The sequence below is a fragment of the Pseudomonas sp. CBZ-4 genome, assembly GCF_000346755.1.
Classification (GTDB): Bacteria; Pseudomonadota; Gammaproteobacteria; order Pseudomonadales; family Pseudomonadaceae; genus Aquipseudomonas.
In genome coordinates, this window is the sequence record NZ_ANNV01000141.1 from 12,238 (window position 1) to 35,482 (window position 23,245).

Consider the following 23,245-nt stretch of genomic DNA (forward strand, 5'->3'; position numbering starts at 1 on the left):
GGAGTTCTCATGCGGGGTTGAAGTAGTTGCACAGGCGGCCACGGGCGCCGTGGGTGATCTCGAAGTCGAGGTCGTACAGTTCGCCCAGGCGGGTTTCGTTGACCACCTCGGCCACACTGCCGGCGCAATGCACGGCGCCGGCTTTCATGGCGAGGATGTGGTCGGAGTAATGGGCGGCGAAATTGATGTCGTGCACCACCAGGATCACCGTGCGGCCCTGCTCGTCACACAGGCGGCGCAGCGCGCGCATGATGTGCACGGCATGCTTGATATCGAGGTTGTTCAACGGCTCGTCGAGCAGCAGGCAGTCGGTCTGCTGGGCGATGGTCATGGCGAGGAACGCCATTTGTCGCTGGCCGCCGCTGAGTTCGTCGAGGTAGGCGCGGCGCAGCGGTTGCAGCGCGAGAAAGCTCAGGGAGTCATCGATCACGCGGTGGTCTTCGGCGGTCAGCGCGCCACGGCTGTAGGGGAAGCGCCCGAAGGCCACCAGTTCCTCGACGGTCAGGCGCAGGTTGAAATCCGGCGCCTGGCGCAAGGTGGCCACGCGCTTGGCGTAGTCGCGCAGCGGGATGTCGCTGACCTCGCGGCCATCCAGGCGAATGTCGCCGCCGCTTGGCGCCATCAGCCGCGCGATCATCATCAGCAACGTGGTCTTGCCGGCGCCATTGGGGCCGATCAGCGAGGTCAGGCGCCCGGCGGTAAAGCGCGCGTTGACGCCGGCCAGCACGGTCTTGCTGCCGTAGGTTTTGTGGAGGTTGTGCACAGTGATCATCGGATGCCTCGGGTGCGCAGCATCAGCGCCAGGAAGTACGTGCCGCACAGCAGGTTCACAAGAATGCTGACGGTGGTCTTGTAGTTGAAGACATGCTCGACCAGCAGTTGCGCCGCGATAAACATCGCGATGGCAATCGCGCTGCCCATGGGCAAGGTCACGCGGTGGCGGAAGGTGCGCGCCAACGCATAAGTCGTGTTGGCGACAAATACGCCCATGAACGCGGTAGGCCCGAGCAGCCCGGTGGAAATCGCCACCAACGCCGCCACGAGCGCGAGTTGCAGGCGCACCACGCGCGGGTAATCCACCCCCAGCGACACGGCTTGGTCGCGACCGAGGGCGAGCACGTCGAGGGTCGGCAAGGTGCGGGCAAAGCCCAGGCACAGCGCCGCCACTAGCAACCCCGAGAACAGCAGTTGCTGCGGCTGCACGCGGTTGAACGATGCCTGGCTGAAGCCTTGCAGGATCGAGAACTCGCCGGGGCTGATCTTCAACTGCACGAACTGCGTGACCGTGCCGATCACCAGGCTCAACACCAGGCCCAGCAGCAACAGGAAATACACGTTGCCGTTGCCCTCACGCAGCAACCAGCGTTGCAACGCCCAGGAATAGCCGAGCATCAGCAGCACCGACAGCACAAAGTTGCCCTGGCTGCCCAGCACCACCAGGCTGGCGGTGCCCAGTACCAGCACCAGCAACGCCTGGAACAACAGGTACACCGCTTCGTAGCCCATGATCGCCGGCGTGAGGATGCGGTTGCCGGTGAGGGTCTGGAAGATGATCGACGACCACGCCACGCACACGCCGCCAATACACATCGCCGCCAACCGCGCGAGGCGCTTGGGGATCACGTAATCGAAATCCAGCCCCGAACGGAACAGCACAAAGCCCAACGCCAGGGCGAGCACCAAGGCCCACAGCCGCTTCATCGCTGCCTCCAGACGATCAACCCGAGGAACAAGCCGCCGCCGACAATGCCGGCAGTGAGGCCAATCGGTACTTCGAACGGGAAGATCAGCAGGCGCCCGAGAATGTCGCAGGCCAGCAGCAATGCGGCACCGCCGAGGGCGACGATGGGCAACGTGCGGCTGAGGTTTTCGCCGTAGTACAAGGCCACCAGATTGGGAATCACCAGCCCGACAAAGGGGATCGAACCGATGGTGATCACCGTCGCCGCCACGGTCACGGCCACCAGCAACAGGCCCAGCGCCGCCGTGGCCGCGTAGTTCAGGCCCAGGCTGCTGGCCATGCCCTCGCCCATGCCCATCACGGTGAAGCGCTGCGCATACAGGTAAGCCAGCGCGACGATGGGCAGGATCAAGTAAATGATCTCGTAGTTGCCCTGCACCACCTTGGAAAAATCCCCCAGCAACCAGCCCTGCATGCTTTGCAGGATGTTGTGGCGATAGGCATAAAACTCGGCGATGGCGCTGAGTACACCGCCGTACATCAGGCCAATCACCGGCACCAGCAACGTGTGCTGAAAACGCAGGCGCCGGATGATCGCCAGGAACACCAGGCTCGCGGCGAAGCAACACAGCAGCGCAAACAGCATGCGCACGCCGGCGCTGGCGGCCGGCGCCACGCCCAGCGACACGAGAATGCCGAGCTTGGCCGCGTCCAGCCCGCCGGTAGTGCCCGGCTCGACGAACTTGTTGCGCAGGATGTGCTGCAAGATCACCCCGCACACCGCCAAGCCGACGCCGGTCAACACCAGCGCGGCCAAGCGCGGCAGGCGGCTGGCCGTCAGCGTCAGCCAGCCATCGCTGTCGAGTGCCAACAGGTCGATTTCGCGGGCACCGACCAGCAGCGACACGCCGCACAGCACCAGCAACACGCCACAGCCCACTAGACGCATCATGCAATCCGCCAACCACGGGCCGCCCGGCGCTGGGCGAGGAACTGCGCGTAACGGCCACCGCTGGCCGCCAAGGTCGCAGGCGTACCCTGCTCGACGATCTCGCCGTCATCCAGCACCACAATCTGGTCGGCCATGGCTACCGTCGATAGCTGGTGCGCGATCACAATCAAGGTGCAGCGCCCGCGCAACCTGGCCAGCGCCTCGCCGATGGCGGCCTGGTTGTAGGTATCGAGGGCGGCGGTGGCTTCGTCCACCAGCAGGATCGGCGCGTCCTTGAGCAACGCACGGGCAATGGCGATACGTTGGCGCTCGCCCCCGGACAACCGCGCCCCGCCCTCGCCCACTGGCGTGTGCAGGCCCAGGGGCAAGCGCGCGATGATCTCGGCGACGCCGGCTTGCTCTGCGACCGCCGCGATCTCGGCCAGGCTGGCGTCCGGTTTACCGAGGCGGATGTTGTCGGCAATGCTGCCCTGGAACAGGTAGGTGTCCTGGAAAATCTGGCTGATCTGCGCGGCCAGCGCCGCTTCGGACATCTCGCGCACCTCCACGCCACCGACCAACACCTGGCCCCGGCTCGCGTCGAAGATGCGCGCCAGCAGGCGCACCAGCGTGGTCTTGCCCGAGCCCGACGCACCGATCAGCGCGGTCATGCTGCCCGGTTCGATGCGCAGGCTCACCCCGCGCAGCACCGGGGGCTCACCGGGGGCATAACGAAAGCTGACGTTGCGCAATTCCACCGAGCGGTCCGTTGGCATTTTCGGTTGCGCGGCGACCGGCAATGGCTGCTCGGCTAGGATGCTGTGCACCGCATCGAGCTGGGCGTTGGCGCTGCGCAGGATCTCGCCATAACTGGCGACTTCCAGCAGCGGGTCGATGTAACGACACACCAGCACCAGCGCCACGCAGGCGGCGACGGCTTCGTGGGCGTCCAGCGCGTCGCACCACAGCGCGACGGCCACCAGCAAGGCGCAGAAGATCCCTTGCACGGCCCAGGCATTGAGTACCGCCGACAACGACGAGCGATAAATCAAACGCTGGCCGGACTGGCGTTGCCTGTCGATGGCCTGGTCCAGCAAACGTGTGGCGCCACCGCTGCCATTGAATGCGCGCAACACCGACTGGGCCTGGGCGAACTCGACCATGCGCTGGCTGGTCTGGGCGAAGTGCTGCTGATAAGTGCTATCGGCACTGCGGCCCAAACGCGCGGTGAACAGCATCACGCCCACCAACAACGGCAGCGCCAGCAACGCCAACACACCCAAGGGCCAATGCAACACAAACAGCGTGGCAATCAGCACCAAAGGCGTCACCGCGCCGCTGATCACCGGGGTGAACACATGCGCCGGCAACTGCGCCACCGCCATCATGCCTTGGGTGATCAAATGACCGAGCCGCGCACTGTTTTGCGCGCTGAACCAACCCACCGGCAGGCGCGCCACGTGATCGCCGAGGCGTTGCCGCGCGCCTTGCAGCACCGCCACGCCGACGGCTACACCGGCCTTGTCGAGTGCGCGGCGCCACAGCGCACAGGCCGTTACGCCGACCAGCAGCGCAATCAGCCAACGCCCGGCCCCCAGTGCATCACCGGCCAACAGATGACTGATGACCGGAACCAGCGTGATCAGGGTCAGCCCGCTGAGCAGGCCGTAGAACACCGCCATCGCGGCGTAGCGGCGCAGCGTGGGCGCGTCTTCACCGAGCAGGCGCACAAAAGTCTTCAGCATGGTTGCACCGCCTGGGATTCGCTGCGGGCGTAATCGCCCAGTTGCCATAACCGCGCGTAGAGCCCGCCGTGGGCCAGCAGGTCGGCGTGGCGGCCCTGCTCGTGCAGGGTGCCGTCGTGGATCACGAGGATCTGGTCGGCGTGCATCACCGTGTCGAGCCGATGAGCAATGACCAGCAGCGTGCGGCCCTGGGCGAAGCGCGACAGGGCTTGCTGGATCGCCACTTCGTTGTCGGCATCGGCGGCGGCGGTGGCCTCGTCGAGCACCAGCACCGGCGGGTCCAGCAGCACCGCACGGGCAATGCTGAGGCGCTGTTGTTCGCCGCCGGAGAGCTGGGCGTCTTCGCCGATCACCGAGTCATAACCACGTGGTAGCAGCAGGATGCGGTCGTGGATGTTCGCCGTGCGCGCGGCGTGTTCAATGTCCAGTTGAGTCGCGGACGGTCGGCCGAGGGCGATGTTGTCGCGCACACTGGCGTTGATCAGGCGCACCTCTTGCAGCACAAAACCGATGCGCTGGTACAACAGCGGCGTGTCGATATGGCGCAGGTCGGCGCCGCCGAGGGTGATGCGCCCGCTGCTGGGGTCGAAAAACCGCAGCAGCAGGCGCGCCAGCGTGGACTTGCCGGCACCGGACAGGCCGACGATGGCCGTGGTGGTACCCGGTTGCAGGGTGAAATTAATATCGCTGAGCACCGCGTGGTCGCGTTCATAGGCATAACCGACCTGCTCAAAGCAGATCGTGTTGCCGCTGGGCAGTTGCATGGCCGATTGCGTCAGCGTCGGCGTGTCCAGCAACCCCTGCACGCGCTGCGCGGCGCCAGTGGCGTTGTGCAAATCGTGGGTGATGTAGTGCAACAACAGCAACGGTGCGCTCAGGCCCGGCGCCACCAAGACGAAGGGCAGCACGTCCACGGGCGCGATCCAGCCCAGGCCAACAAACAGCGTACCGGCCGCCAACATCACACCAAGCACGGTGACCGGCGCGATCATCGCATTGGCATTCGCCATCGATGCCACCAGCGGGCGGGTGAAGTCGATAAAGGTCGTGGCAAAGGTGTCGATGGCGCTGCGATAAGCCCCGTGCGCCTTGCCGCTGGCGCCGAACGCCTTGACCACCGGGATGCCGTTGACGAACTCCACCACCGCGTTGTCGATGCGCGCCATCCCGCCGACAAATTCCTGCATACTCGCGCCGCTGGCGCGCATGGCCCGCGAGAAAAACAGGAAATACCCGGCAAACGGCAGCAGTGCCACCAGCGCCAGGCGCCAGTCCATGACAAACAGGTAGACCGCCGACACCAACACCGCCCCGCCCGCGCGGCCAGCGGTGGTGTAGAAGTGCGCGGTGAGGCTGTGCAGCGTATTGATATCGTCCTGCATCGCCCGTTTCACTTCGCCCGAGGCCCGGCTGCTGAACCAACCCAGCGGCACACGGCTCAGGCGCTGGGTGATCGCGCGGCGCAAATGATGGGTCAGGCGATTGTCGGCCAGGTGGGCGAGCAACTCCGCGGTAAAAATCAACGCCATCCCCGCGAAAAGGCTGACAGCGCTAAGGCCAACAAGCCACCACACTTCGCTCGATAGCTGACCGGCATCGGCGAGTACACGTGCGGCGATATGGGCGATGGCGGCCAGCGGCACCAGCGTCAGCATCGCGCCGACAGCAGCAAGCCCTGCGGCTATGCAAAGACGCCCACGGATAGGCGTCAGAATCCGGCCAAGCGTGCCTGCGACTTGAGGGGTGGCCGAAGCCGCTTCAGGAGAGTCCATTGACAGAAAAAGTCCGTTTGAGAATCAGAATCATATTTAGTTGCATGGCTATAAACTAATTTGCGCAAAGCCGACAAGACAGCTACAACCTTGTGTTCAGCAATTAAGGAATCCCCATGGAACCCGCAAAAAAACCCGCCACCCGCGGCCGCCCGCCGAGCATCACCCGCGAACGCATCGTCGACGCCGGCATCGAGATGGGCCTGCCCAACATCACCTTCGTCGGCCTCGCGGCGGCGTTGGGCGTCAGCCATATGGCGCTGTACAAACACGTGGCCAACCTCGAAGCGCTCAAGGCCATGGTCGCCGAAGAAATCTTCACCCGCTGGCAGATCCCCCAGAACTGCGGCGATGCCGATGGCGGGTTGAAGGACTACCTGATCGTGTTTGCCACCTCGGTTCGCGAGTTCGTCAAAACCCATCCGGGGCTGACGCCCTACGTGATCCGCCGCGCGGCCGCGACCGCGCCGATGCTGGCCAAGATTGATGGGCACCAGGCGCTGATTGCGCAGGGGTTTGGGGTGAGCAAGGAACAGGCGCGGTGGTTGCTGGCGACGGTGGCGTTTCACTGCATGGCGGTGGCGGACACGGTGTATACGGTGACGCAGCGGGAACCGGTGGTGGAAACGGCGCGGGCTACGGAGGAAGCGGAGATGGAGGTGGAGTTGGCGTGGGGGATGGAGGCGTTGGTGGTGGGGGCGTTGGTGATGGTGGAAGGGGTTGCCTGAGCGTTGGCAAGGCCTGCTTTGGGCAGGCTGTCTCAATTTTTGAGAAAGTTCCATGGGGGGATGTGGCTTTCGGGCGTACAATTTTTATTTTTCGCCGTCACGTGAACCATCCCTGACTTCGTAGGCATGCGGAGTGACCGATTGGCTGTCTGTTGCCGTTCGCGACCGGCGGTTTTCGACTCAGAGTGTGAAAAAAAGTACGTCGAGATGCATCACATCCAGCTAGCAATCTGGGCCAACCGCCGAAACGCTCTGACGAACATAATAATTGTCGAACTCACTGCTTTCGACTAACTGAAAGCCATGGCGGATATAAAAGCGATTCGAAGCGCTTTCTTTGAGAGCACCCACTTTAATAGAGAGCGCAGCTGCATCCGCCATTTTGAAAATCTGTGTGAGTACAGCAGAGCCTATTCCTGATCCTTGCGCGCTCGGTCTCACATACAAGTGGTCGAGCAAAAGTTCATTGGGGTGATGCTTGACCACGACAAAACCAACCCTCTCTCCAGATACCTCGATGTAGTGTGTGTTGCGGGCTTCAAAACCGCTAAGAAACCGCTCGCGCGCGCACCGGATCAAATCGCCCAACACGCTCCAGACTTTCGCGCATGGCCTCAATTCGAATAGCTACAAGATTGTCCAAGTCGCCTTGTTGAGCCAGGACCAAAATGACTGGAGAATTTTGATTGGGTGCGGCGGGCATATTTTGTGCTCTATTTACCATCCTGGAAGGCCAGTATAGAGAGCCTGATAGGTTCAAGGCAGTCAACAACCGCGACCGCAATTTCACCAGTTCAAAGCTGAAGCGGTGGATGGAGGAAATTGAATCAAAAAAAGGACAGATTTATTTCTGAAAAATAAATCTGTCCCTCATAAACGCATAGACGATGCTCCAGCCTGTGTCACCCCTTGGTCAGATCAACCAACGGCGTCTGCCGCACCTCAGTCTCCCGCCCAGCCTGAATCTCGACAACCTGCTTCAAGGCTCTATCCACCGCCGCCTTATCCGGCAACAAGCTATAGCTGATGCGGAACTGCTTGTGTTCCTTGGGCCCAATTGTCGGTACTAGATTCAGTGGCCGCTGATAACGGCGGTTGTAGGAAAAACTTGTCCCAGGCTCCAGCCCTGTGACATAGCCCTGGCCTTCGGTGTCGGTGTTTTTCCACAGGGAAAACACGGGCAGTGTCTGGGTATTGAAGCCGACCGCAACGCCCAGGCTGCCGGCCTTGTTATGCAACACGGTCAACGTATCGCCTTTGGCATCGGCATACGGCACCACGTTGTACACCGTTTCGTCGTAGTCCCTGGTCGGTGCGCGGTAGGTTTGCCAGTCGGGCAGATCGTCCTTGGCCTTGTCGTTGAACGGCGACACCTGTTTCACCGGCGCGGCGAAACGAGCGCCCTGCTCCAGGAACGGGGTGCTGAAGTTGCTGTGATACAGCGCCTGGTATTCCTTCGGATAGTCGCCGTTGTTGGTCAGGGTGTCGTTGAGGGCGAACACGACGCTGCCGGGTTCGGTCACCAGTTCGGTCGCGACCGAGAAGTCGACCTTCTTGAACGCCTGCTCTTTCAGCTCGCCGCGCAGGGTAATGGCGTACGGTGGTTTTTCATCGATATGCAGCGTGACTTTATTCGCAGGAATGTTGGCGGCTCGACCATGCAGGGTCAGCAGTTCGCCGTTGTCGACGCCGGGGTGGCCGACCCATTCGTATCCGCAGCGGGTGACCAGCTCATTGAAACCTTCCAACCAACCCAGGCCACCGCGGCCATTGAGTTCGATAAAAGACGGATTGACCACTTCCTTGACCGGCGAATCCCAGCCCATGCGTACATTGCCAACCGAGGCCTGCAAGACGTTCATTCCGCGAGTCGGCACTACCGAGAGTTTCATCGTGCCGTTATCGATGTCGACGATACTGACGCCCTCCTGCCGACCGCCGTGCAAGGTGCGCATGGTAACGCTGAAGGGTTTGTCGGTTTTTATTCCGAGTTGTTGACTGGTGATCTGCCAGCTCTGGGCGGCTTTGTCAGTGTCGAGCAGAACGTAATCCCAGGCCATGGCGTGGGAGGCGGCGGACAGTGCGCTGATGGCAACAAAAAGTTTGAGCGGGGTCATGGCGGCAGCCTTTCTTGGAGTTGTGCCATTTTTATAAACGCGATGAAACGTTTCAGCAAGCTAAAAGATTGACACGGTGATGTCGCTGATAGCCCATTTCTGCATGCTGTGACCGGCTAAAATCGACCCTAGGATGCTCTTCGCGAAAGGCGGCAATCGGCCAAAAGCTGCCGCTACCTGAGCGTTCCAACGCCCGAAATGAGCCCCCCGTAACCGCAAAACAAAGCCTGTCAACATGCCTCTCAACGCGTCGCACATTGACCTATCCGAAGAAAATCTTTAAGCGCCGCCTGATAAAGCGTCAATGGCTGATTGTCCGTATTGAATAGTGCAAACGGAATCATCGTGAGATGTGAAAACGACGTGGAGTTTATCGAGTAGGTTTTCTGCCTGCAAAAGCGCTGATCCTTATTCAATATAAAATCGAACTTGAAAAGGTTTGTCCGCGTACACCAACTGGGGATCAAACCCAGACTCAGGCCCGTCAAGTAATCTTGTCCGCAAGCGCCGCCAGATGAGAACTCCGAGATCTTTATTTCTAATGCCGGCAGGGTCGGAGCGGCGAGGCTGGAGCCCGTATCCTGTGCATCGGAAATGACTTTGAGTGTCGCTGCGTATGCGTCCTTGCCGAAGCGACTGTCTTTCCATGGGGAGTTTATTGCGTAACTGAAGCTGGAGATGATTTCTTGTGTTTCGGGTTCAGCGGGTTCGCTGATTGTCGGCTGGGACGAATAAGATGTGCAGCCGGAACAGAGTATCGCAATGCTGACAAACACAAATCCGTTGGCTATTAAGCGACGCATACTCAACTTTCCCTAACTATCAATTAGCCGACATTCCTGTCACTTAATGCCGTATAGCATCTTATCTACATGCCGGATTGCTGAATCAGCATATCAGGGCAGACTGTATGCGCGACACATCGGGAGAGAGAAAAGGCCACCGCCATGCGTTCTTTGCCCCAATCCGATGCGAACGATTGGGCAAGTGCAATGCAAATGGGCGGTCAGATGGAGTGCAATTACCCACCCTAGAGGCCAACAATGTGGTGTAGGGCCAATTTGGAAAGGCAGCATCAGAGCACATATCCAGCCCCCCTCCAAAACTGGTGCAACCGGTGTTACGCGTGTAACGCCCTTCACCAAATGCCCGGTTTCATTGGCTTTTATGCCTGTTACACAGTTGGGCGACATAGCGTACCCCCGATGTAACGCTGCCCCTGCGTGTAACGCTAAAGTCAGCATCCTCCAGGGTCCCCACCATCGAACCCAAGCCAAGAGCATGACCCACCCGCTTCGCTGAAGGAGCAATACCACAAGGGCTAAGGGGCTACCCCAATAAAACCGTGCTACCAGTGTTACGCGTGTTACATGGCGAAGAGTTGTTACATCAATTAATGCCTTGGCAGGAGCTGACTGTGATGATTGCGGCGGGTACCATCGACCTAGGGGCTGCGTTTAAAAGGGCCGCTACCGGCCAAAAGCAGTTCCTCAATTCAGGGGCGTTTTCGTCCGAAAAAACACCATTCAGAAATGTCTGAAAGAGGACGCGCAGGCACCTACCTCAAGGACGATGCAGCCCTGTCGCATCCCGCCAGTACAAGGTTTGTTCGAACTGAAAGCTAATAAGAAAGAAGGCCGAACACGAGTGAAATATGGACTGAGCGATTTTATCCAAATCTTCCATAGCCGACTCCCCCTCTGGTTCGGGCCCTTTAATTCTGATGGTGCAACGCACCGCGACAGGGAAGGCGATACCCATTGTATTCTCAGCATAAATCGTAGGGTCATCGAGTACGTCATTGGTACTCAATTTAAGTCCCGAGTTAAATTCAGCGGATAGCCCATTTCCTGCGACCTCTATTTCCCAAGCACCAGCATTCGCAAGTGCTTTGCTCAGCGTCGAAATTGTGAGCGTACTATCAGCTTCCAAGCACAGATCAAGACTCATGAATCCTCCCTTTTCCTTGGCTGCACACTTGCACCAAAATTTTTGAATGCGATCTTCTCGACAGTGTATTTGGCTAGCGGTTTGAATGTCTGCTTTTGGCCGAAAGCAGTCATCACTCTCCTGTTCAACATCGCCTTTCGTAGCGAGTTGGAAACTGATGCCGTCCTCGCACAATTGCTGGCCATTCCGCTACGCGATGGTTGTGATCTGCTGGATATTATCGGTCAACGCTTGTGTGCCGGGGTTGCGGGTGCGGAAGCAGCGCCTTTACCCACTGCGATCTAGCCTTAGCCAGTCAACGCGCATTCGGGTCGCTGCACTTGTAACGCGCGTCTTGATATATGCGTTGCTGATCCACCGCCATCGCGGGCAAGCCCGCTCCCACAGTTGGATCGTGTTGTATCAGATACTCAAGAAAACGCTGTCTCTATAAATGCCTCTAGCGCTTTGTCTTCGAGGATTTCGATAGAGAAGTGCCCGAAGCGCTTAGGCAACCAAATAATGCGTCCCCCCGACGGCGATTGCAGGTTCGCGCGGGCCAATGGCTTTCCGTTTTCGTCTTCTGGCTGAACACCGGCGGCCATCAGTTCGTCGTAGGCCTTTTCGATATCCGGCGTCGAATAGCAGTGGCGATAAATCATCCCTTCTCCTGCGGAGTCCAACAGCTCCTTCAGGTTTCCCGCCAATGGCTGGACCAACATGAAACGCTCTTGACCGATCAGCGCAATCGCGTAGCGCACGTGCAGGCCACCTCGTTCCCAGACGAGGTTTTTGGAGATCCTGGCATTCAGGATCTGCGCGTAGTAGGCACAGGCTTCTTCGAGATTGTTAACCAGTACATCTACGTGACTGAACTTCAGATCCATTGCCGCCCTCCTGTTGAATGACGTGCGTGTTAATCAGATTGCGCAAACCGGTCGCTCGCCCAACCGCTCTACCAGCCTGACGAGATAACCATCAGGATCCTGAACGATGAATTCGCGCTGGCCGACTTCCAGATGTTCCGCCCGATACCAGGTGTCTTTGCATTCCAGGTACAGCGCAAATCCAGCCTCTTCTAGTTTCTGCATGATCGGTGCGACAGCCTCAACATCAATTTGTAGGTTGATACCTCTGCCAAACGGCTTGGCGAGTGGCGCGGAAAGCCATTGGCCCGCGCTGGGCTCAATCTGCTCAAGCATGACTTGAGCGCCGCTTGAATCAAGGTAGGCAAATCCGTCTTCCGGGCGTTGATAAACTACTTTGAATCCCAGGCAAGAAACCCAGAAATTCAGGCTGCTCTCCAGGTTAGTTACCATTAACTCTGGAACCAGTTTGTTGCGTTCGAACATCAGATGACTTCCATTTCACAAAGGTCTTTCGGGCAGCGGGCATGATCATGCCAAGCCTACAACACGCGTCTTGATACAGGCTTGACTGATCCACCGCCATCGCGGGCAAGCCCGCTCCCACAGTTGGGGGGCGGTGTATCAGCCTACTCTGTCAACAAGATCAATCGAAGAACTCCATACCGGCATACGGCTGGCGTCGGCATTGTTCAATTCGGGAAGCCAGGTTGCCGACATGCACTTCCAGGCGATGCCCGTCGGGATCTGCAAAATAAAACGAGCTGCCTTCGCTCGAATTGGATTTCCACTCGGTAACGTCAAGACGCCGCAAGCAAGCGGTGACTGCTTCAAAATCGTCCTGCGCCACTGAAAACGCGTAATGGGTGTAATCAGGCTGTTGCTCCGACACTCGGTTCTCATCGAGGGACAGACAAAGCCAGAGATCACCTAACGAAAGATAAGCGCCGGCCTCCCAACGAGCGGCCAATTTAAAGCCGGGAAGAGCCAGGTAAAACTCGATACTGCGGGAGAGGTCCACAACCGCCAACGTAAGATGATTCAGGCCAATCAACATGAGCATTTACCCGGTACCAATCCATTAGAACCGGTGAGAGTATCAACACCGACTTTTTCAATACAATCGACCAAGAGCGGCCTGGCGAAATTTTACCGGTCTTGCAATGCGCGTCCTTTCTTGTGGTCTCTACCCCGACTCCGCAAAAGGACACGCTCCATGTCGATCCGCCCTGCCCTTTGCCTGCTGGCCCTGCCGTTTTTCGCCGGCTGCCAGTATTTCCCCCACACCGATTACTTCACGGCACCTGCAAACGAGCCCAACCCGGCCTGGATACGCATCGTCAACTTCACGCAGCATGCCGATCTGTACCAGTACGAAAACGGCAGACGTTCGGGTGGCGTCATTCGCAGTGGGCCGCTGCCGTTCACCGTTACGCAGGATGAGGGAATGCCCAAGGCCGGGCAGAAGCTCACGTCGGACTATTACGAAACGCGGGTAAGACCCGGTATTGAAACGCACGTGGGCATGTTCTGGGAGGGCGCGCGCACGCAATCCTGCTCTGTCACGGCGAAGTTCACGCCCCAGGCTGGGCGCTTTTACCAGTTCCGGCTGACTTCCGGTTCGGCTGGCAGCTGTACGCTGTACCCGTCGCTGATCGAGCGCGACAAGGACGGAGACGGCTGGCATCTCACGCCAAACCCGCAGGTGACGTACAAGGGCGAAGGGCCCACGGCGAAAACCCATTACGGCAATAGCCGCTTCGAGGATCCCGATTACCATCCACCTGCGGAGCTTTATCCGGGCGTGGACGTTTTATAAGGAGTTGTGCAGTGGGTGACAGGAATTACTGGCTAACGCTCGGCTTACGAGCATCAGAAGATCTGTTTGCATGGTCGGCTTTTGTCGCGCAAACAGAGTTCCTGTGGCAGGACACTGCGTTGGTCCAGGACGCCGCCGCGTGGCAGCGTGTCTGGTTCGAGCTGGAGATCATCAACGGGTTGGCGTTGGCGCAATGGGACGATGAGGGAAGGCCAGATGATTGGTCAGGTGCCTGGGACAAAGACTATCGACAAGAAGCGGCTGGCCTGGCGGCTGAGTTGGTGGGAATGCTTGGCGATGGCCGAAAATAATTCATGCCTTGGTTTTTCTTTCACTGGTCCACCGCTATCGCGGGCAAGCCCGCTCCCACAGGGGATTGGGGTTTGCAGGCCAGATCAGGTTTGCACCGCTCAAAAATGTGGGAGCTGGCTTGCCTGCGATGGCGGTGGGTCAGCTGCATCTGTATAAACTGACAGCCCGCTCCCACAGGTGGAGTGTGTTGTATCAGCGACATTTAGCGGGATAGCGGCAACTGGTACCTCACCTCCAACAAGGTAACTCCGCCTCTCTCCAGCGTGCGCTCACTCCCCGCCTCCTCAACACACCCTGCCCTGCGATAAAACCGGATAGCCCGTTCATTCCCCGCCAACACCCACAGCGTCAACCGCTGAAAACCCTGCGCGCTCAACTGCTGCACGCCGGCTTGCCACAAGACCAGCCCCACACCCGTGTGCCAGTGCTCGGCCAGCACGTAGAGAGCCATGACCTCACCACTCTCCCCGACGACGGCATCTTCATCACGACCGGCGCCGATGCATATCCAGCCAACCACCTGCCCGCCCGCCTCAGCGACCACTACGTTGGACTCACCCGACTCAATCGAGCGGCTCCAGAACGCTTCTCGCCGCGCCAGGGTCGCGCCCAGCGAGTGCAGGTAGTCGGCCGGCATCAGGTCGCGATAGGCGGCTTGCCAGCTGCGGATATGCACGTGGGCAATGGCGTTGGCGTCGGAGGGCAATGCGGTACGGATCATCGAAGGCGTCCTTCTTCGGGTATGAAATGCAGGTGGAGCCAGTCTGCCGCCCTTACGTGACAAAACCCGTTCACTACAGAAATACGCTCCGGTGGCATAATCAGGCTCCATTCATACCAGAGCCGTATCAATGACCGCCGATCGTTACGACCAACTGGCCATCTTCTCCATCGTCGCCCAGGAGCGCAGCTTTACCCGCGCGGCCGCCCGCCTCGGCATGTCGCAACCCGCGTTGAGTCGCGCGATGCGCCAGTTGGAAGAACGCCTGGGCGTACGCCTGCTGGCGCGCACCACCCGCAGTGTGTCGGCGACCCAGGCCGGGGAGCATCTGTTGCAGGTGATCGCGCCGTGCTTCGAGGAGATCGACAGCGAGCTGGCCTCTCTCAGCAAGTACCGTGACAAACCCGCCGGAAAGCTGCGGATCACAGCCGGGGAACATGCGGCGATTTCGGTGTTGCATCCGATGCTCGGCAAGCTGCTGCCGGATCATCCTGACCTGAATATCGAGATCATCGTGGATTACGGTTTCACCGATATCGTCGCGCAAGGGTTTGATGCGGGGGTGCGCCTCGGTGAGCAGGTGGCCAAGGACATGATCGCCATGCGCATCGGCCCGGATATGCGCATGGCGGTGGTGGGGTCGCCGGCGTATTTTGCGCGGTATCCGGTGCCGCTGATCCCTAACGAGCTGATGGCGCACAACTGCATCACCTTGCGCATGCCGACTCACGGTGGACTGTATGCGTGGGAATTCGAGAAGGCCGGCCAGACGTTAAACGTGCGGGTCGAAGGCCAGTTGGTGTTCAACACCATCGCCATGCGCCTGGAGGCGGTGCTCCAGGGCTTGGGGTTGGCGTACATGCCGGAGAACCTGGTGCTGGAGCATGTGGCGCAGGGCCGCTTGGTGCGGGTGTTGGAGGACTGGTGTGAACCGTTTTCGGGCTACCACCTGTATTACCCGAGCCGGCGCCAAAGCTCGCCGGCGTTTACCCTGGTGCGTGACACCCTGCGCTATCACGGTTAGTGCTGATCGAGCGCCTCGGTGGTGCGCTGGGCAGCGGCGACATCACCTTGCTCGGCCAATAACTGCGCCACTTCACGCAATTGCGCGTCACTCAGGCCCACCCGCAAACTCGCCGCGATATGTGAGCGCAGCTGCGGCTCGACGCCAGGGGTGACGGCCAACGCGGCGACGGTCGCCAGCTCGCGGCTCTGCCAGTCGAGGTTGTCCCGCGCGAAGATGTCGCCGAACAAGTGCGCTTGCAGGTATTGATTGATCACCGGGGCGAACTCGAACAGCGGCCCTTGGACCGGGGCGCCGGCGATTTTGGTCTGGTTGGCTTTGCCGAGGATCAGCAACGGTTCGCCGACGGGAATCAGCGCGATGGGCTCTCGTCCTTGCTCATCTTTGATACCGCCTTGCCTGCGCGCTTCCACCACGCGCATCAGCTCGCCGAGGGCGTTGAGGCTGCGGGGGAAGCCGGTGTAGGCGTACAGCTGCACAAGGATTTCCTTGGCTTCGCTGATCGTCAGGCCGGCGTTCAGGCCCTGGTTCAACGCCGCGTTCAAGCCAGGCAGATTGCTGGTTGCCATCGCGGCGGCAATCAGCGGGATGGCCTGTTGCCTGGCTGAGAGCGCACTGCCGATGGCCGGTTTGGGCAACGGTTTGAGGTACTCCGCATCGCTGACTTTTTCCAGCCACTCGACGTTTTTACCGTCAACCGATCCGGTCACCGCGAGGTGCATCATCGCGCTGTTCGGCGCAGCACCATGCCAGTGCTTGACGCCCGGCGGGCAGACGATCACATCCCCCGGCAGGATGCGCTGCACCGGCTTGCCCCACTCCTGTGTCAAGCCGACACCCGACATCACCACCAGGCGCTGGCCCGCCGGGTGGGTGTGCCAGGCCGAGCGTGCGCCCGCTTCAAAGCTGACGTAGGCACCGGACGCATTGACCTCGTCAGACGCGGGAAACAGCGGATCCACCCGCACCTGCCCGGAAAAATAATCCTCTGGCCCCACCATCGGCGCCTGGCTATGGGCGCGGCGGATCTGCTGTGATTCGCCGCCACTCTCGGCGCCTGCGGCAAACGGCGCCGTGGCGCACAGTGCAATGCCTAAAAGCGTGCTTTTCATGCTGAACCCCTCAAAGTGTGCGGGCGTAGAACGCCGTCAATTGGGCGATGGCGCTGTCCACATACGCGGGCACCCAGTAGGTTTCGATGTGCGTGGCACCGTCGATCTTGAACAGCTGCTTGTCCTGGGTGCCCGTGGCCTTGGCAAACGCCTGCTCGGTCATGTAGAGGCTGTCGGCCTTGCTGCCGGCGATCATCAGCAGCGGCTTGTCGATCAGTTCGATCTGGTCGGTGGCATCGAAACTCATCAGGTCCAGCAGACTGCTCAGGGTGTATTTGAAGGTGGAATTGGGGTGCGCGTGCGTCTTGCCGTAATACTCAAAGCCCTGGCGATACAGGTCGAACGGCAGCTTGGCGATTTGTTCATCGGTCAGCTTGACGTCGCCGGTGTACACCACCGCGCCGCCAGCGGCTTCTTGTGCGCGGGCAGCGGACGCTTGTTGCAGGCGCTCCTGGATCGTCGCGACTTGCGAGTCCTGGTAGCCATTACGGCGCACCAGGCCAGAGTTGAACATGCTCACCGTGGCAATCGCGGCGAAGCGCTTGTCGGTGTGCGCCGCCGCCAGGGAATACCCGCCGCCGCCGCAGATCCCCAGCAAGCCCAGGCGCGTGGCGTCGGCGCCGGGATAGTGGGCGATAAAGTCGGCCATGCCGTGGATGTCTTCAATGCGATGGGCCGGCTTGTCGACGTTACGCGGCTCGCCACCACTGGCACCTTGATAAGCCGCATCGGCGGTGATCGTGATGTAGCCCTGGTCAGCCATGCGCTGGGCATACAGGCCGGCGACCTGCTCTTTTACGCCGCCATTGGGGTGGGCGACGACCACCACCGGGTATTTGTGCGTCGCGTCATAGTTCGCCGGGGTGTAGACGTTGGCGGCGATGTCGAGGCCATTGAGCTTGTAGCTCACCGGGTGGATGTTGACCTTGCCGGGCTGGTTTTTTGTCAGCGCACCGGCGTACGTCAGGGTGAAGGGGTTTTGCTTGTAGTCCGCTGCCTGCAGTTCGGCGCCGGACATGCCGATCATCGCGGCCATGAAGGTGCTTTTCAGTGGGGTGCGCATCAGGTCAGTGCTCCGTATTGGCTTGAAGAGCAAACTACCGTTCACGCATTGATGGATAAACCGGCTAAATCACATAGCACTGATACCAAAATCACATAAACCCATTCATACGCCAAAGTTGAACGCGATGGACATCCGTGGCCGCGTCCCTTCAAACCGCCGTACGGCATGCATCAGCCAGGAGGGGAACATCACGAAGGTGCCGCTGGTGGCCGAGCAGGTGCTGCTGAACCCCGCCGTCAGGCAATCTTCGACGCGCATGCGCAGCGCGGGGTTGTAGGTCGAGGCCACCATCCCCCGTGGGTCGATGAACTCCAGGTCGCCGCCGACGCTTGCGTCCTCTTCCCGCCCGCCTGCATCGACCCAGTAAACGCCGGACCAGAATGCGCCAGGATGGCCATGCAAGGCGTTGCTGTGGCCGGCCTCATTCACGTTGGCCCAGGCGTTGAGCGTCCATTCGAACGCCGGCTCGGTGAAACCGTAGGGTTCGTGGTGAACGGCGGTCAGTTGGCTGGCGAAGTCTCTGGCAAAGGCCACCAATGCATCGCAGGCTTCCCCGCCCCACTGCGCGAAATCGTGGGCGGATTGCCAACCGCCATCGTTGCTGCGGTGGGTGCCGCAGAGGTCCTGCGCCATGCGCGTGGTGATGAGCGTCTTCAGCTCAGCGTTGAGCCATTCTGCGTCGGGGTGCTGGAGGCTCGCCAAGGGCGTGGCGAAGAGCCGGCGGATGTTGATGAGGTCAGGATTTACACGCGTGCTGCTGGGTTGCATGGGCTGTTCGCCAGGTTGTGCCAGGAGGCATAGACCATACGGGGCGAACGCCTTTAGCGATGTAATCCTTTGTTAAGGTCTAGGGGATTTTAGTAATACGGGCCTCGTCATAACACGGCAACTCAATGGCGTCGGCTTTCGGCGACAGGAGCTTGCCGAACAGGGTTTTGAACCCCGACGCGGTGGCCAGCCTCAACACCGCGTGGCCGAGGGCAATGCCCGCGCGCGAGTGCGGCGATGCCAGCCGAGGGGCGAACCTGGGGACGCTTTGCGCCTGCTTGACGTAAGGGCGCATGAGTTTTTCATAGGCCGCAAACGCTTGGCGGTGATCGGCGTGACGCCCGAGTTCACCGGCGAGTACGTAGGCGCCGCACAGCCCCAGGCTGGTCCCCATGCCGCTGATGGGCGATGCGCAGTAGGCGGCGTCCCCGACCAACGCAATGCGGCCCTTGGACCAGCGCGGCATTTTGACCTGACCCACCGCGTCCAGATAAAGATCGCTGGCGTGTTCCAGCGCGGCGAGTACGCGGGGCGCCTCCCAGCCGGCGTCGGCGAACAGGCGCTTGAGCAACGCGACTTGGGCGTCCCTTGGGAGCTTTTCATAGCCGCTGGGCGCTTGCTGGAACGACAAGAAGGCGCGTGTCGTGCCCAGGTTGTCCGGGCGCAAGCAGATACAACGGCCACCGGGCAGGTTGTGCCAGCGCATCACCTGGCCATCGCTGGCCTCGCGCGGCACGGTGAAATACGCGGTGTAGAGATCCAGGGAGCGGCGCTCGACGTCGTTGCCGAACACTTGATTGCGCGTCGCGGAACCAATCCCTTCGGCAATGATGACCAGGTCGTAAACCTGCTCGACGCGCTGCTCGAAGCGCACGTGGACATGGTCGCCATCGTCTTCCAGGGCGTTGATGCTGTCACCGAAGCGGTACGTGACCCGATCCTCGCTCTGCTGGATCAACAGCTTGGCAAGTTCACCGCGCAGGATCTCCAGTTCGGCGATCGGGCCGTCACCGTCGAAGGCATTTACACCAATGAACGCCTTGGTCCGGTTGCCCTGGTCAACAAAGGCGATGCCTTGCTCCTGGGTGCTATTGGCCCGAATCAGCGCCTCCAACCCCATACGTTGCACCACCACCCGCCCGGCCCCGCGCACGTCGATGGTTTGCCCGCCATCACGAAACGCCGGCGCCTTCTCGACCACCGTGACGTCCATGCCCTGCCGGGCCAGCCAATACGCCAACGCGGGGCCGGCGATGCTCGCGCCGCTGATCAATACCGTTTTAGCGGTCATGACCGCTCCCCGCCAACGTGTTGCGGTAGACCTCGATCACCTGCCCGAGAAACGCCTCGACCACCGCGCGGTCCTGGCCTTCCAGCGCGCCAAGTACGCGGCTCAGCCCACTGAGCATCGGCGCAATATGCCGATACGCCTGCACCACCGATGCGGGCTGTGGACACACCAGCACCCGACGCTTGTCCTCCAGCTGCCGCTCGCGCACCACATGCCCCGCACGCTCCAGCCGGTCGATGACCTGGGTGATGCCTGCGGTGGTCACCGAGAGGCGCGCGGCCAGCTCGGTCGGCGGCAGCGGGCCGTCGGTGATCAGGTGCTCCAGCGCCGCCATGTCGGTCTGGTTGATACCCAGCGCCGCGCCCAGGTGGCCGGCGGATTTGCGCGTCAGGATGGCGATCTGTTGCAACTGCTGGCCGACGGGATCGCTGGCGATCTGCAGGGTGCGTGGGTCCTCGGCTGAGGATTGGGGGGACTTCATGGGTGGGGCTCTGGTCGTTTGGGGAAGCGCGAAATTAGCACATAGCTAGCTTCCTTAGCTACCCTGATCAAGCACCTTGAGCACATCAATGAAAAACTTCCTCCGAGCAGGCGCTTAAACCTTCTTCACAAGCGGTGGTGACAGGCTTTATGCACCCGCGCAAACATACCCTCTACATACACACGACCTCTGTGGGCTCACGAGTATTCCCAGAGATCAAACGGCATATCAGTAGTAAACCATTACATTCCGCTCTCCCACCTCCGTCGTAAAAAATGTATAACCTGCGTTATTCGCCTGCTCTTTTCTCAAGTCCAATAAATCCATAGAAATATCAGTCAATACTTTAATCTTTCGAGCCGTGCCCACCGTCCTGCAAAGCACCAGCACTTTATGCGTTTGATCCGGATCACCCCAGAACACTTTCGATTCCCAGTGACGGGCTTCTCCTGCCGCGATCAACGATTCAAAAAAAGCATAATCCTCACTCGCTGCTGTTAAAGAGATGAGATCGCATACAACATCTTTGTCTTGTCCAAAAATCATGATTTGTCTCCTTATTTTTTGGGGAACGGGCTGGCTTGGGCACCGGAGTCTGATGGAGGCGTGACTGGCACTCTTCTCGACAGTTCGGTGGCTCTCTGACGCATGCTCTTATACAACGCAGGATTTTCAATCAACTCTTCAACACTACCCACTTCCTGGATCGCCCCACTTGGAAGTATCAAGTACTCCCGGGCCAGATAGCCGATGGCCAAGGGTTTGGGAAAGGTCTCATCCATTGTCACACCACGCGCAGTGCGTGATGCCAACTTGAACGAAGCACCGGGCAGCACATATCCGCCATATTTCTGCTCAGACTCCAGGTTGGCCATCTGTCGTCTGATATTGCCCAATTGCTGCTGAGTTCTTAACTTATTAAGCGTCGCTATATCTGCCTGCAACGCTGCAATATCAGAATCGCTACTTTCCGCCTCTCCTGCAGCCGGCACCGCCGGGGTATCAGGCACTACCGCGCCTTTCTTCAATTCGATCTGCTTGTTGAGCTGGGTAATCAATGCCTTGTAGGACTCTTCAGACGCGCTCAACAGTTCCGGCGCATTGACCTCTGCCCCGGCCCGCACGTCAGTGCCTGAGGTATCAGCGAACGTCAACGACACGGTGGCGCCTTTAATGCTGTACACGCGACTGATTACCCTAAGAATCGTCGGGCCCGGGTTGCCTTTCGCGAGCGTACCAAGATCACTTTTATTATCCGTTGCCCATTTCCCTATGAGCCGATTCATCGCTTTATCGGTAAGCCCTTGATTGGAGGCGCCCTTGAATACAACAGACCCCGTTGCGCTTTGCGCGCCGGCCACTGAAAGTGCAACGGGGACTGAATTAAGTGGAATAGCCAACCCAAGTGCCCCGCGTTTATCCACGGAGAACGTATAACTCGGGAACGCCGTATTCGGCGCCCGATGAAAAGAGGCTGCCTCTGTTGTTGCAAATCCATTGGCATACAGGTTGTCGTACTCGGCTTGCGCTATAGCAATCCTGTCGTAGCGATTGATCAGCGGCAAAAAACCCTTTGACTCCCAGGTCTCGATTTCGCTGGCTATATCGTTTTTCGATATAAATACATCGCCAGGTCGCAGATCTTCATCCAATGGATAGACCGGCATCACCTGACTTGCACGCACGGTCATGCTCCAATCTTTCGCCACACGCTCGAGTGAGTTTTTTGGCGCCATTATTCCGCATGACGCGAGTGCGCAACTGACAACAACTAAAATTCCTTTAGTTTTAAGCATCATGCCTATCTCCTACGCCGTCTGGACACACAAAGATCATCATGATCTGCGCCAGCAATCCAGACGTTAGCTACGTCAAAACGGCTATGCGTTAGCGAGATAAAATATATATAGCTCAGGCATTTTGGTTTTGCTGCCTGTTATTAAAAATAATATTCGCAGCTTGTCGATTGCGTACTTTTTACTCACAGAGCCAATCCAAACGTACTTGTATTTTTTACACTTCGTGTAAAAAGGCTGGGCCTGCTGCGCAGTCCAACGGGAGCAAGCTCCCTCGCCACAACTACAGTGTTCCCCGTTGACTGACTGGCATTTCGGATTGCCCAGGCACCTTGCGCCCTTTACTCTTCAGCCTCCCCGCCCACGCGAACCCGGAGCCGCCATGGACCTCGCCACCCTCGCCCTTTTCCTCCCCGCCTGCTTCGCCCTGAACATGGCGCCCGGCCCCAACAACCTATTGTCCGTCAGCAACTCGACCCGCTACGGCTACCGCACCTCCTGCCTGGCCGGTATCGGCCGCCTGCTGGCCTTCGCCGGCATGATCGCCCTCGCTTCTGCCGGCCTCGCGGTGGTGCTGCAAACTTCGGAGTTGTTGTTCTACGGGATCAAGATCCTGGGAGCGGCGTACCTGTTTTACCTGGCGTTCCAGTTGTGGCGGGCGAATCCGCAGGGGGAATCGGAAGCGACGACAGGCAAGGCAGGCTTGTGGGCGTTGGCACGGCAGGAATTTTTGGTGGCGGCGGGCAATCCGAAAGCCATCCTCATCTTCACCGCCTTCCTCCCGCAATTCGTCGTCCCGGGCCAGCCCATCACCCCGCAATTCGCCCTGCTGGGCGCGATGTTCCTGATGCTGGAATGGATCGCCATCAGCGCCTACGCCTATATGGGCCTGCACATGCGCCGCTGGTTTGCCGAACCGCGTGGCAAGCGGATATTCAATCGGTGTTGCGCGGGGTTGTTGTCGGCGGCGGCGACGGTGTTGTTGATGGCGCGACGGGCATAAGCCAGGAATAAACGCAGTCTTTACTTGCTGACGACGGCTGACAAACACTAGGATGCGATGAATTCTCAAATGCACTGTGTTCT

General features: G+C 59.7%; 25 protein-coding genes and 2 pseudogenes. 7 read left to right on the top strand and 20 right to left on the bottom strand.

Annotated elements, in window-relative coordinates:
* Positions 1-7: 7 nt before the first annotated feature.
* From B348_RS0118990 to B348_RS0119010, 5 genes are read right to left on the bottom strand one after another with little or no spacing between them, the layout of a single operon-like run.
* Positions 8-772 carry an ABC transporter ATP-binding protein gene (locus tag B348_RS0118990; protein ID WP_017737658.1) on the bottom strand — a complete coding sequence of 255 codons (765 nt, stop codon included), beginning with the start codon at positions 770-772 and terminating at the stop codon, positions 8-10.
* Positions 769-1,701: an iron chelate uptake ABC transporter family permease subunit gene (locus B348_RS0118995; RefSeq protein ID WP_017737659.1), complete on the bottom strand. Its 933-nt coding sequence runs from the start codon at positions 1,699-1,701 to the stop codon at positions 769-771. The genes B348_RS0118990 and B348_RS0118995 overlap by 4 nt, the downstream gene beginning before the upstream one ends.
* On the bottom strand, positions 1,698-2,630 hold the full coding sequence (locus B348_RS0119000; RefSeq protein WP_026136900.1) for an iron chelate uptake ABC transporter family permease subunit: 933 nt from the start codon (positions 2,628-2,630) through the stop codon (positions 1,698-1,700). The genes B348_RS0118995 and B348_RS0119000 overlap by 4 nt, the downstream gene beginning before the upstream one ends.
* A complete protein-coding gene (locus B348_RS0119005) occupies positions 2,630-4,357 on the bottom strand; it encodes an ABC transporter ATP-binding protein (RefSeq protein ID WP_017737661.1) in 1,728 nt (575 codons plus the stop codon). The genes B348_RS0119000 and B348_RS0119005 overlap by 1 nt, the downstream gene beginning before the upstream one ends.
* On the bottom strand, positions 4,351-6,129 hold the full coding sequence (locus tag B348_RS0119010; protein WP_026136901.1) for an ABC transporter ATP-binding protein: 1,779 nt from the start codon (positions 6,127-6,129) through the stop codon (positions 4,351-4,353). Before B348_RS0119010 ends, B348_RS0119005 begins: the two co-directional genes overlap by 7 nt.
* A gap of 116 nt (positions 6,130-6,245) precedes the next feature.
* Between B348_RS0119010 and B348_RS0119015 the strand changes: the two genes are divergently transcribed.
* Positions 6,246-6,857 carry a TetR/AcrR family transcriptional regulator gene (locus tag B348_RS0119015; protein ID WP_017737663.1) on the top strand — a complete coding sequence of 204 codons (612 nt, stop codon included), beginning with the start codon at positions 6,246-6,248 and terminating at the stop codon, positions 6,855-6,857.
* Between the two features lie 222 nt (positions 6,858-7,079).
* On the opposite strand, the pseudogene B348_RS01000000130125 reads toward B348_RS0119015, so the two are convergent.
* Positions 7,080-7,560: pseudogene (locus B348_RS01000000130125) on the bottom strand (GNAT family N-acetyltransferase).
* A 49-nt stretch (positions 7,561-7,609) separates the two neighbouring features.
* Between B348_RS01000000130125 and B348_RS1000000131990 the strand changes: the two are divergent.
* Positions 7,610-7,687 (top strand): annotated as a pseudogene (locus B348_RS1000000131990) (hypothetical protein); the annotation flags it as partial.
* Between the two features lie 72 nt (positions 7,688-7,759).
* On the opposite strand, the gene B348_RS0119025 reads toward B348_RS1000000131990, so the two are convergent.
* From B348_RS0119025 to B348_RS0119040, 3 genes are all read right to left on the bottom strand, one after another.
* Positions 7,760-8,974, bottom strand: a complete 1,215-nt coding sequence (locus B348_RS0119025; protein WP_017737665.1) for an aldose 1-epimerase family protein — start codon at positions 8,972-8,974, stop codon at positions 7,760-7,762.
* Between the two features lie 242 nt (positions 8,975-9,216).
* On the bottom strand, positions 9,217-9,777 hold the full coding sequence (locus B348_RS0119030) for a hypothetical protein (protein ID WP_017737666.1): 561 nt from the start codon (positions 9,775-9,777) through the stop codon (positions 9,217-9,219).
* A 760-nt stretch (positions 9,778-10,537) separates the two neighbouring features.
* Positions 10,538-10,924, bottom strand: coding sequence for a hypothetical protein (locus B348_RS0119040; protein WP_017737668.1), 387 nt, complete (start codon positions 10,922-10,924; stop codon positions 10,538-10,540).
* Positions 10,925-10,975: 51 nt separating this feature from the next.
* Between B348_RS0119040 and B348_RS1000000131120 the strand changes: the two genes are divergently transcribed.
* Positions 10,976-11,209, top strand: a complete 234-nt coding sequence (locus B348_RS1000000131120; protein ID WP_371105906.1) for a hypothetical protein — start codon at positions 10,976-10,978, stop codon at positions 11,207-11,209.
* 125 nt (positions 11,210-11,334) lie between these two features.
* Here B348_RS1000000131120 and B348_RS0119050 read toward each other — a convergent pair whose 3' ends face one another.
* The 3 genes from B348_RS0119050 to fos form a co-directional block, all read right to left on the bottom strand.
* Positions 11,335-11,790, bottom strand: coding sequence for a VOC family protein (locus tag B348_RS0119050; protein WP_017737670.1), 456 nt, complete (start codon positions 11,788-11,790; stop codon positions 11,335-11,337).
* A gap of 33 nt (positions 11,791-11,823) precedes the next feature.
* Complete coding sequence (locus B348_RS0119055; protein WP_017737671.1) at positions 11,824-12,255, bottom strand: VOC family protein; 432 nt, start codon at positions 12,253-12,255, stop codon at positions 11,824-11,826.
* Between the two features lie 160 nt (positions 12,256-12,415).
* Positions 12,416-12,826, bottom strand: a complete 411-nt coding sequence (fos, locus tag B348_RS0119060) for a fosfomycin resistance glutathione transferase (RefSeq protein ID WP_026136902.1) — start codon at positions 12,824-12,826, stop codon at positions 12,416-12,418.
* 159 nt (positions 12,827-12,985) lie between these two features.
* Here fos and B348_RS0119065 point away from each other — a divergent pair, with 159 nt between their 5' ends.
* Positions 12,986-13,588 carry a hypothetical protein gene (locus B348_RS0119065; protein ID WP_017737673.1) on the top strand — a complete coding sequence of 201 codons (603 nt, stop codon included), beginning with the start codon at positions 12,986-12,988 and terminating at the stop codon, positions 13,586-13,588.
* 11 nt (positions 13,589-13,599) lie between these two features.
* A complete protein-coding gene (locus tag B348_RS0119070) occupies positions 13,600-13,899 on the top strand; it encodes a hypothetical protein (protein ID WP_017737674.1) in 300 nt (99 codons plus the stop codon).
* Positions 13,900-14,102: 203 nt separating this feature from the next.
* On the opposite strand, the gene B348_RS0119075 is transcribed toward B348_RS0119070, so the two are convergent.
* Positions 14,103-14,621, bottom strand: a complete 519-nt coding sequence (locus B348_RS0119075) for a GNAT family N-acetyltransferase (RefSeq protein ID WP_017737675.1) — start codon at positions 14,619-14,621, stop codon at positions 14,103-14,105.
* Between the two features lie 130 nt (positions 14,622-14,751).
* On the opposite strand from B348_RS0119075, the gene B348_RS0119080 reads away from it, so the two are divergent.
* Entirely contained in the window at positions 14,752-15,645 is an 894-nt protein-coding gene (locus B348_RS0119080) for a LysR family transcriptional regulator (RefSeq protein WP_017737676.1), read from the top strand.
* Here the strand turns inward: B348_RS0119080 and B348_RS0119085 are convergent.
* From B348_RS0119085 to B348_RS0119115, 7 genes are all read right to left on the bottom strand, one after another.
* Positions 15,642-16,757, bottom strand: a complete 1,116-nt coding sequence (locus B348_RS0119085) for a carboxymuconolactone decarboxylase family protein (protein WP_017737677.1) — start codon at positions 16,755-16,757, stop codon at positions 15,642-15,644. The genes B348_RS0119080 and B348_RS0119085 overlap by 4 nt on opposite strands.
* 10 nt (positions 16,758-16,767) lie before the next feature.
* Positions 16,768-17,823: an alpha/beta hydrolase gene (locus tag B348_RS0119090; RefSeq protein ID WP_026136903.1), complete on the bottom strand. Its 1,056-nt coding sequence runs from the start codon at positions 17,821-17,823 to the stop codon at positions 16,768-16,770.
* A 102-nt stretch (positions 17,824-17,925) separates the two neighbouring features.
* Positions 17,926-18,591 (bottom strand): TIGR02466 family protein, encoded by a 666-nt coding sequence (locus B348_RS0119095; RefSeq protein WP_017737679.1) that lies wholly within the window; start codon positions 18,589-18,591, stop codon positions 17,926-17,928.
* Between the two features lie 79 nt (positions 18,592-18,670).
* Positions 18,671-19,882, bottom strand: coding sequence for an FAD-dependent monooxygenase (locus tag B348_RS0119100; protein WP_017737680.1), 1,212 nt, complete (start codon positions 19,880-19,882; stop codon positions 18,671-18,673).
* Positions 19,872-20,363, bottom strand: coding sequence for a MarR family winged helix-turn-helix transcriptional regulator (locus B348_RS0119105; protein WP_017737681.1), 492 nt, complete (start codon positions 20,361-20,363; stop codon positions 19,872-19,874). Before B348_RS0119105 ends, B348_RS0119100 begins: the two co-directional genes overlap by 11 nt.
* A gap of 228 nt (positions 20,364-20,591) precedes the next feature.
* On the bottom strand, positions 20,592-20,909 hold the full coding sequence (locus B348_RS0119110) for a hypothetical protein (protein ID WP_017737682.1): 318 nt from the start codon (positions 20,907-20,909) through the stop codon (positions 20,592-20,594).
* Between the two features lie 11 nt (positions 20,910-20,920).
* On the bottom strand, positions 20,921-22,162 hold the full coding sequence (locus B348_RS0119115; RefSeq protein WP_017737683.1) for a hypothetical protein: 1,242 nt from the start codon (positions 22,160-22,162) through the stop codon (positions 20,921-20,923).
* A 379-nt stretch (positions 22,163-22,541) separates the two neighbouring features.
* Here B348_RS0119115 and B348_RS0119120 point away from each other — a divergent pair, with 379 nt between their 5' ends.
* Complete coding sequence (locus tag B348_RS0119120; RefSeq protein ID WP_017737684.1) at positions 22,542-23,162, top strand: LysE family translocator; 621 nt, start codon at positions 22,542-22,544, stop codon at positions 23,160-23,162.
* Positions 23,163-23,245: the final 83 nt, after the last annotated feature.

Bases quoted from the DNA above. Each gene is read 5' to 3' on its own strand.
- B348_RS0118995 (WP_017737659.1), bottom strand. From the start codon at position 1,701: ATGAAGCGGCTGTGGGCCTTGGTGCTCGCCCTGGCGTTGGGCTTTGTG.
- B348_RS0119005 (WP_017737661.1), bottom strand. From the start codon at position 4,357: ATGCTGAAGACTTTTGTGCGCCTGCTCGGTGAAGACGCGCCCACGCTG.
- B348_RS0119040 (WP_017737668.1), bottom strand. From the start codon at position 10,924: ATGAGTCTTGATCTGTGCTTGGAAGCTGATAGTACGCTCACAATTTCG.
- B348_RS0119025 (WP_017737665.1), bottom strand. From the start codon at position 8,974: ATGACCCCGCTCAAACTTTTTGTTGCCATCAGCGCACTGTCCGCCGCC.
- B348_RS0119075 (WP_017737675.1), bottom strand. From the start codon at position 14,621: ATGATCCGTACCGCATTGCCCTCCGACGCCAACGCCATTGCCCACGTG.
- B348_RS0119085 (WP_017737677.1), bottom strand. From the start codon at position 16,757: ATGAAAAGCACGCTTTTAGGCATTGCACTGTGCGCCACGGCGCCGTTT.
- fos (WP_026136902.1), bottom strand. From the start codon at position 12,826: ATGTTGATTGGCCTGAATCATCTTACGTTGGCGGTTGTGGACCTCTCC.
- B348_RS0119050 (WP_017737670.1), bottom strand. From the start codon at position 11,790: ATGGATCTGAAGTTCAGTCACGTAGATGTACTGGTTAACAATCTCGAA.
- B348_RS0119115 (WP_017737683.1), bottom strand. From the start codon at position 22,162: ATGATGCTTAAAACTAAAGGAATTTTAGTTGTTGTCAGTTGCGCACTC.
- B348_RS0119030 (WP_017737666.1), bottom strand. From the start codon at position 9,777: ATGCGTCGCTTAATAGCCAACGGATTTGTGTTTGTCAGCATTGCGATA.
- B348_RS0119010 (WP_026136901.1), bottom strand. From the start codon at position 6,129: ATGGACTCTCCTGAAGCGGCTTCGGCCACCCCTCAAGTCGCAGGCACG.
- B348_RS0119105 (WP_017737681.1), bottom strand. From the start codon at position 20,363: ATGAAGTCCCCCCAATCCTCAGCCGAGGACCCACGCACCCTGCAGATC.
- B348_RS0119100 (WP_017737680.1), bottom strand. From the start codon at position 19,882: ATGACCGCTAAAACGGTATTGATCAGCGGCGCGAGCATCGCCGGCCCC.
- B348_RS0119055 (WP_017737671.1), bottom strand. From the start codon at position 12,255: ATGTTCGAACGCAACAAACTGGTTCCAGAGTTAATGGTAACTAACCTG.
- B348_RS0119080 (WP_017737676.1), top strand. From the start codon at position 14,752: ATGACCGCCGATCGTTACGACCAACTGGCCATCTTCTCCATCGTCGCC.
- B348_RS0119095 (WP_017737679.1), bottom strand. From the start codon at position 18,591: ATGCAACCCAGCAGCACGCGTGTAAATCCTGACCTCATCAACATCCGC.
- B348_RS0118990 (WP_017737658.1), bottom strand. From the start codon at position 772: ATGATCACTGTGCACAACCTCCACAAAACCTACGGCAGCAAGACCGTG.
- B348_RS0119110 (WP_017737682.1), bottom strand. From the start codon at position 20,909: ATGATTTTTGGACAAGACAAAGATGTTGTATGCGATCTCATCTCTTTA.
- B348_RS0119015 (WP_017737663.1), top strand. From the start codon at position 6,246: ATGGAACCCGCAAAAAAACCCGCCACCCGCGGCCGCCCGCCGAGCATC.
- B348_RS0119065 (WP_017737673.1), top strand. From the start codon at position 12,986: ATGTCGATCCGCCCTGCCCTTTGCCTGCTGGCCCTGCCGTTTTTCGCC.
- B348_RS0119120 (WP_017737684.1), top strand. From the start codon at position 22,542: ATGGACCTCGCCACCCTCGCCCTTTTCCTCCCCGCCTGCTTCGCCCTG.
- B348_RS0119000 (WP_026136900.1), bottom strand. From the start codon at position 2,630: ATGCGTCTAGTGGGCTGTGGCGTGTTGCTGGTGCTGTGCGGCGTGTCG.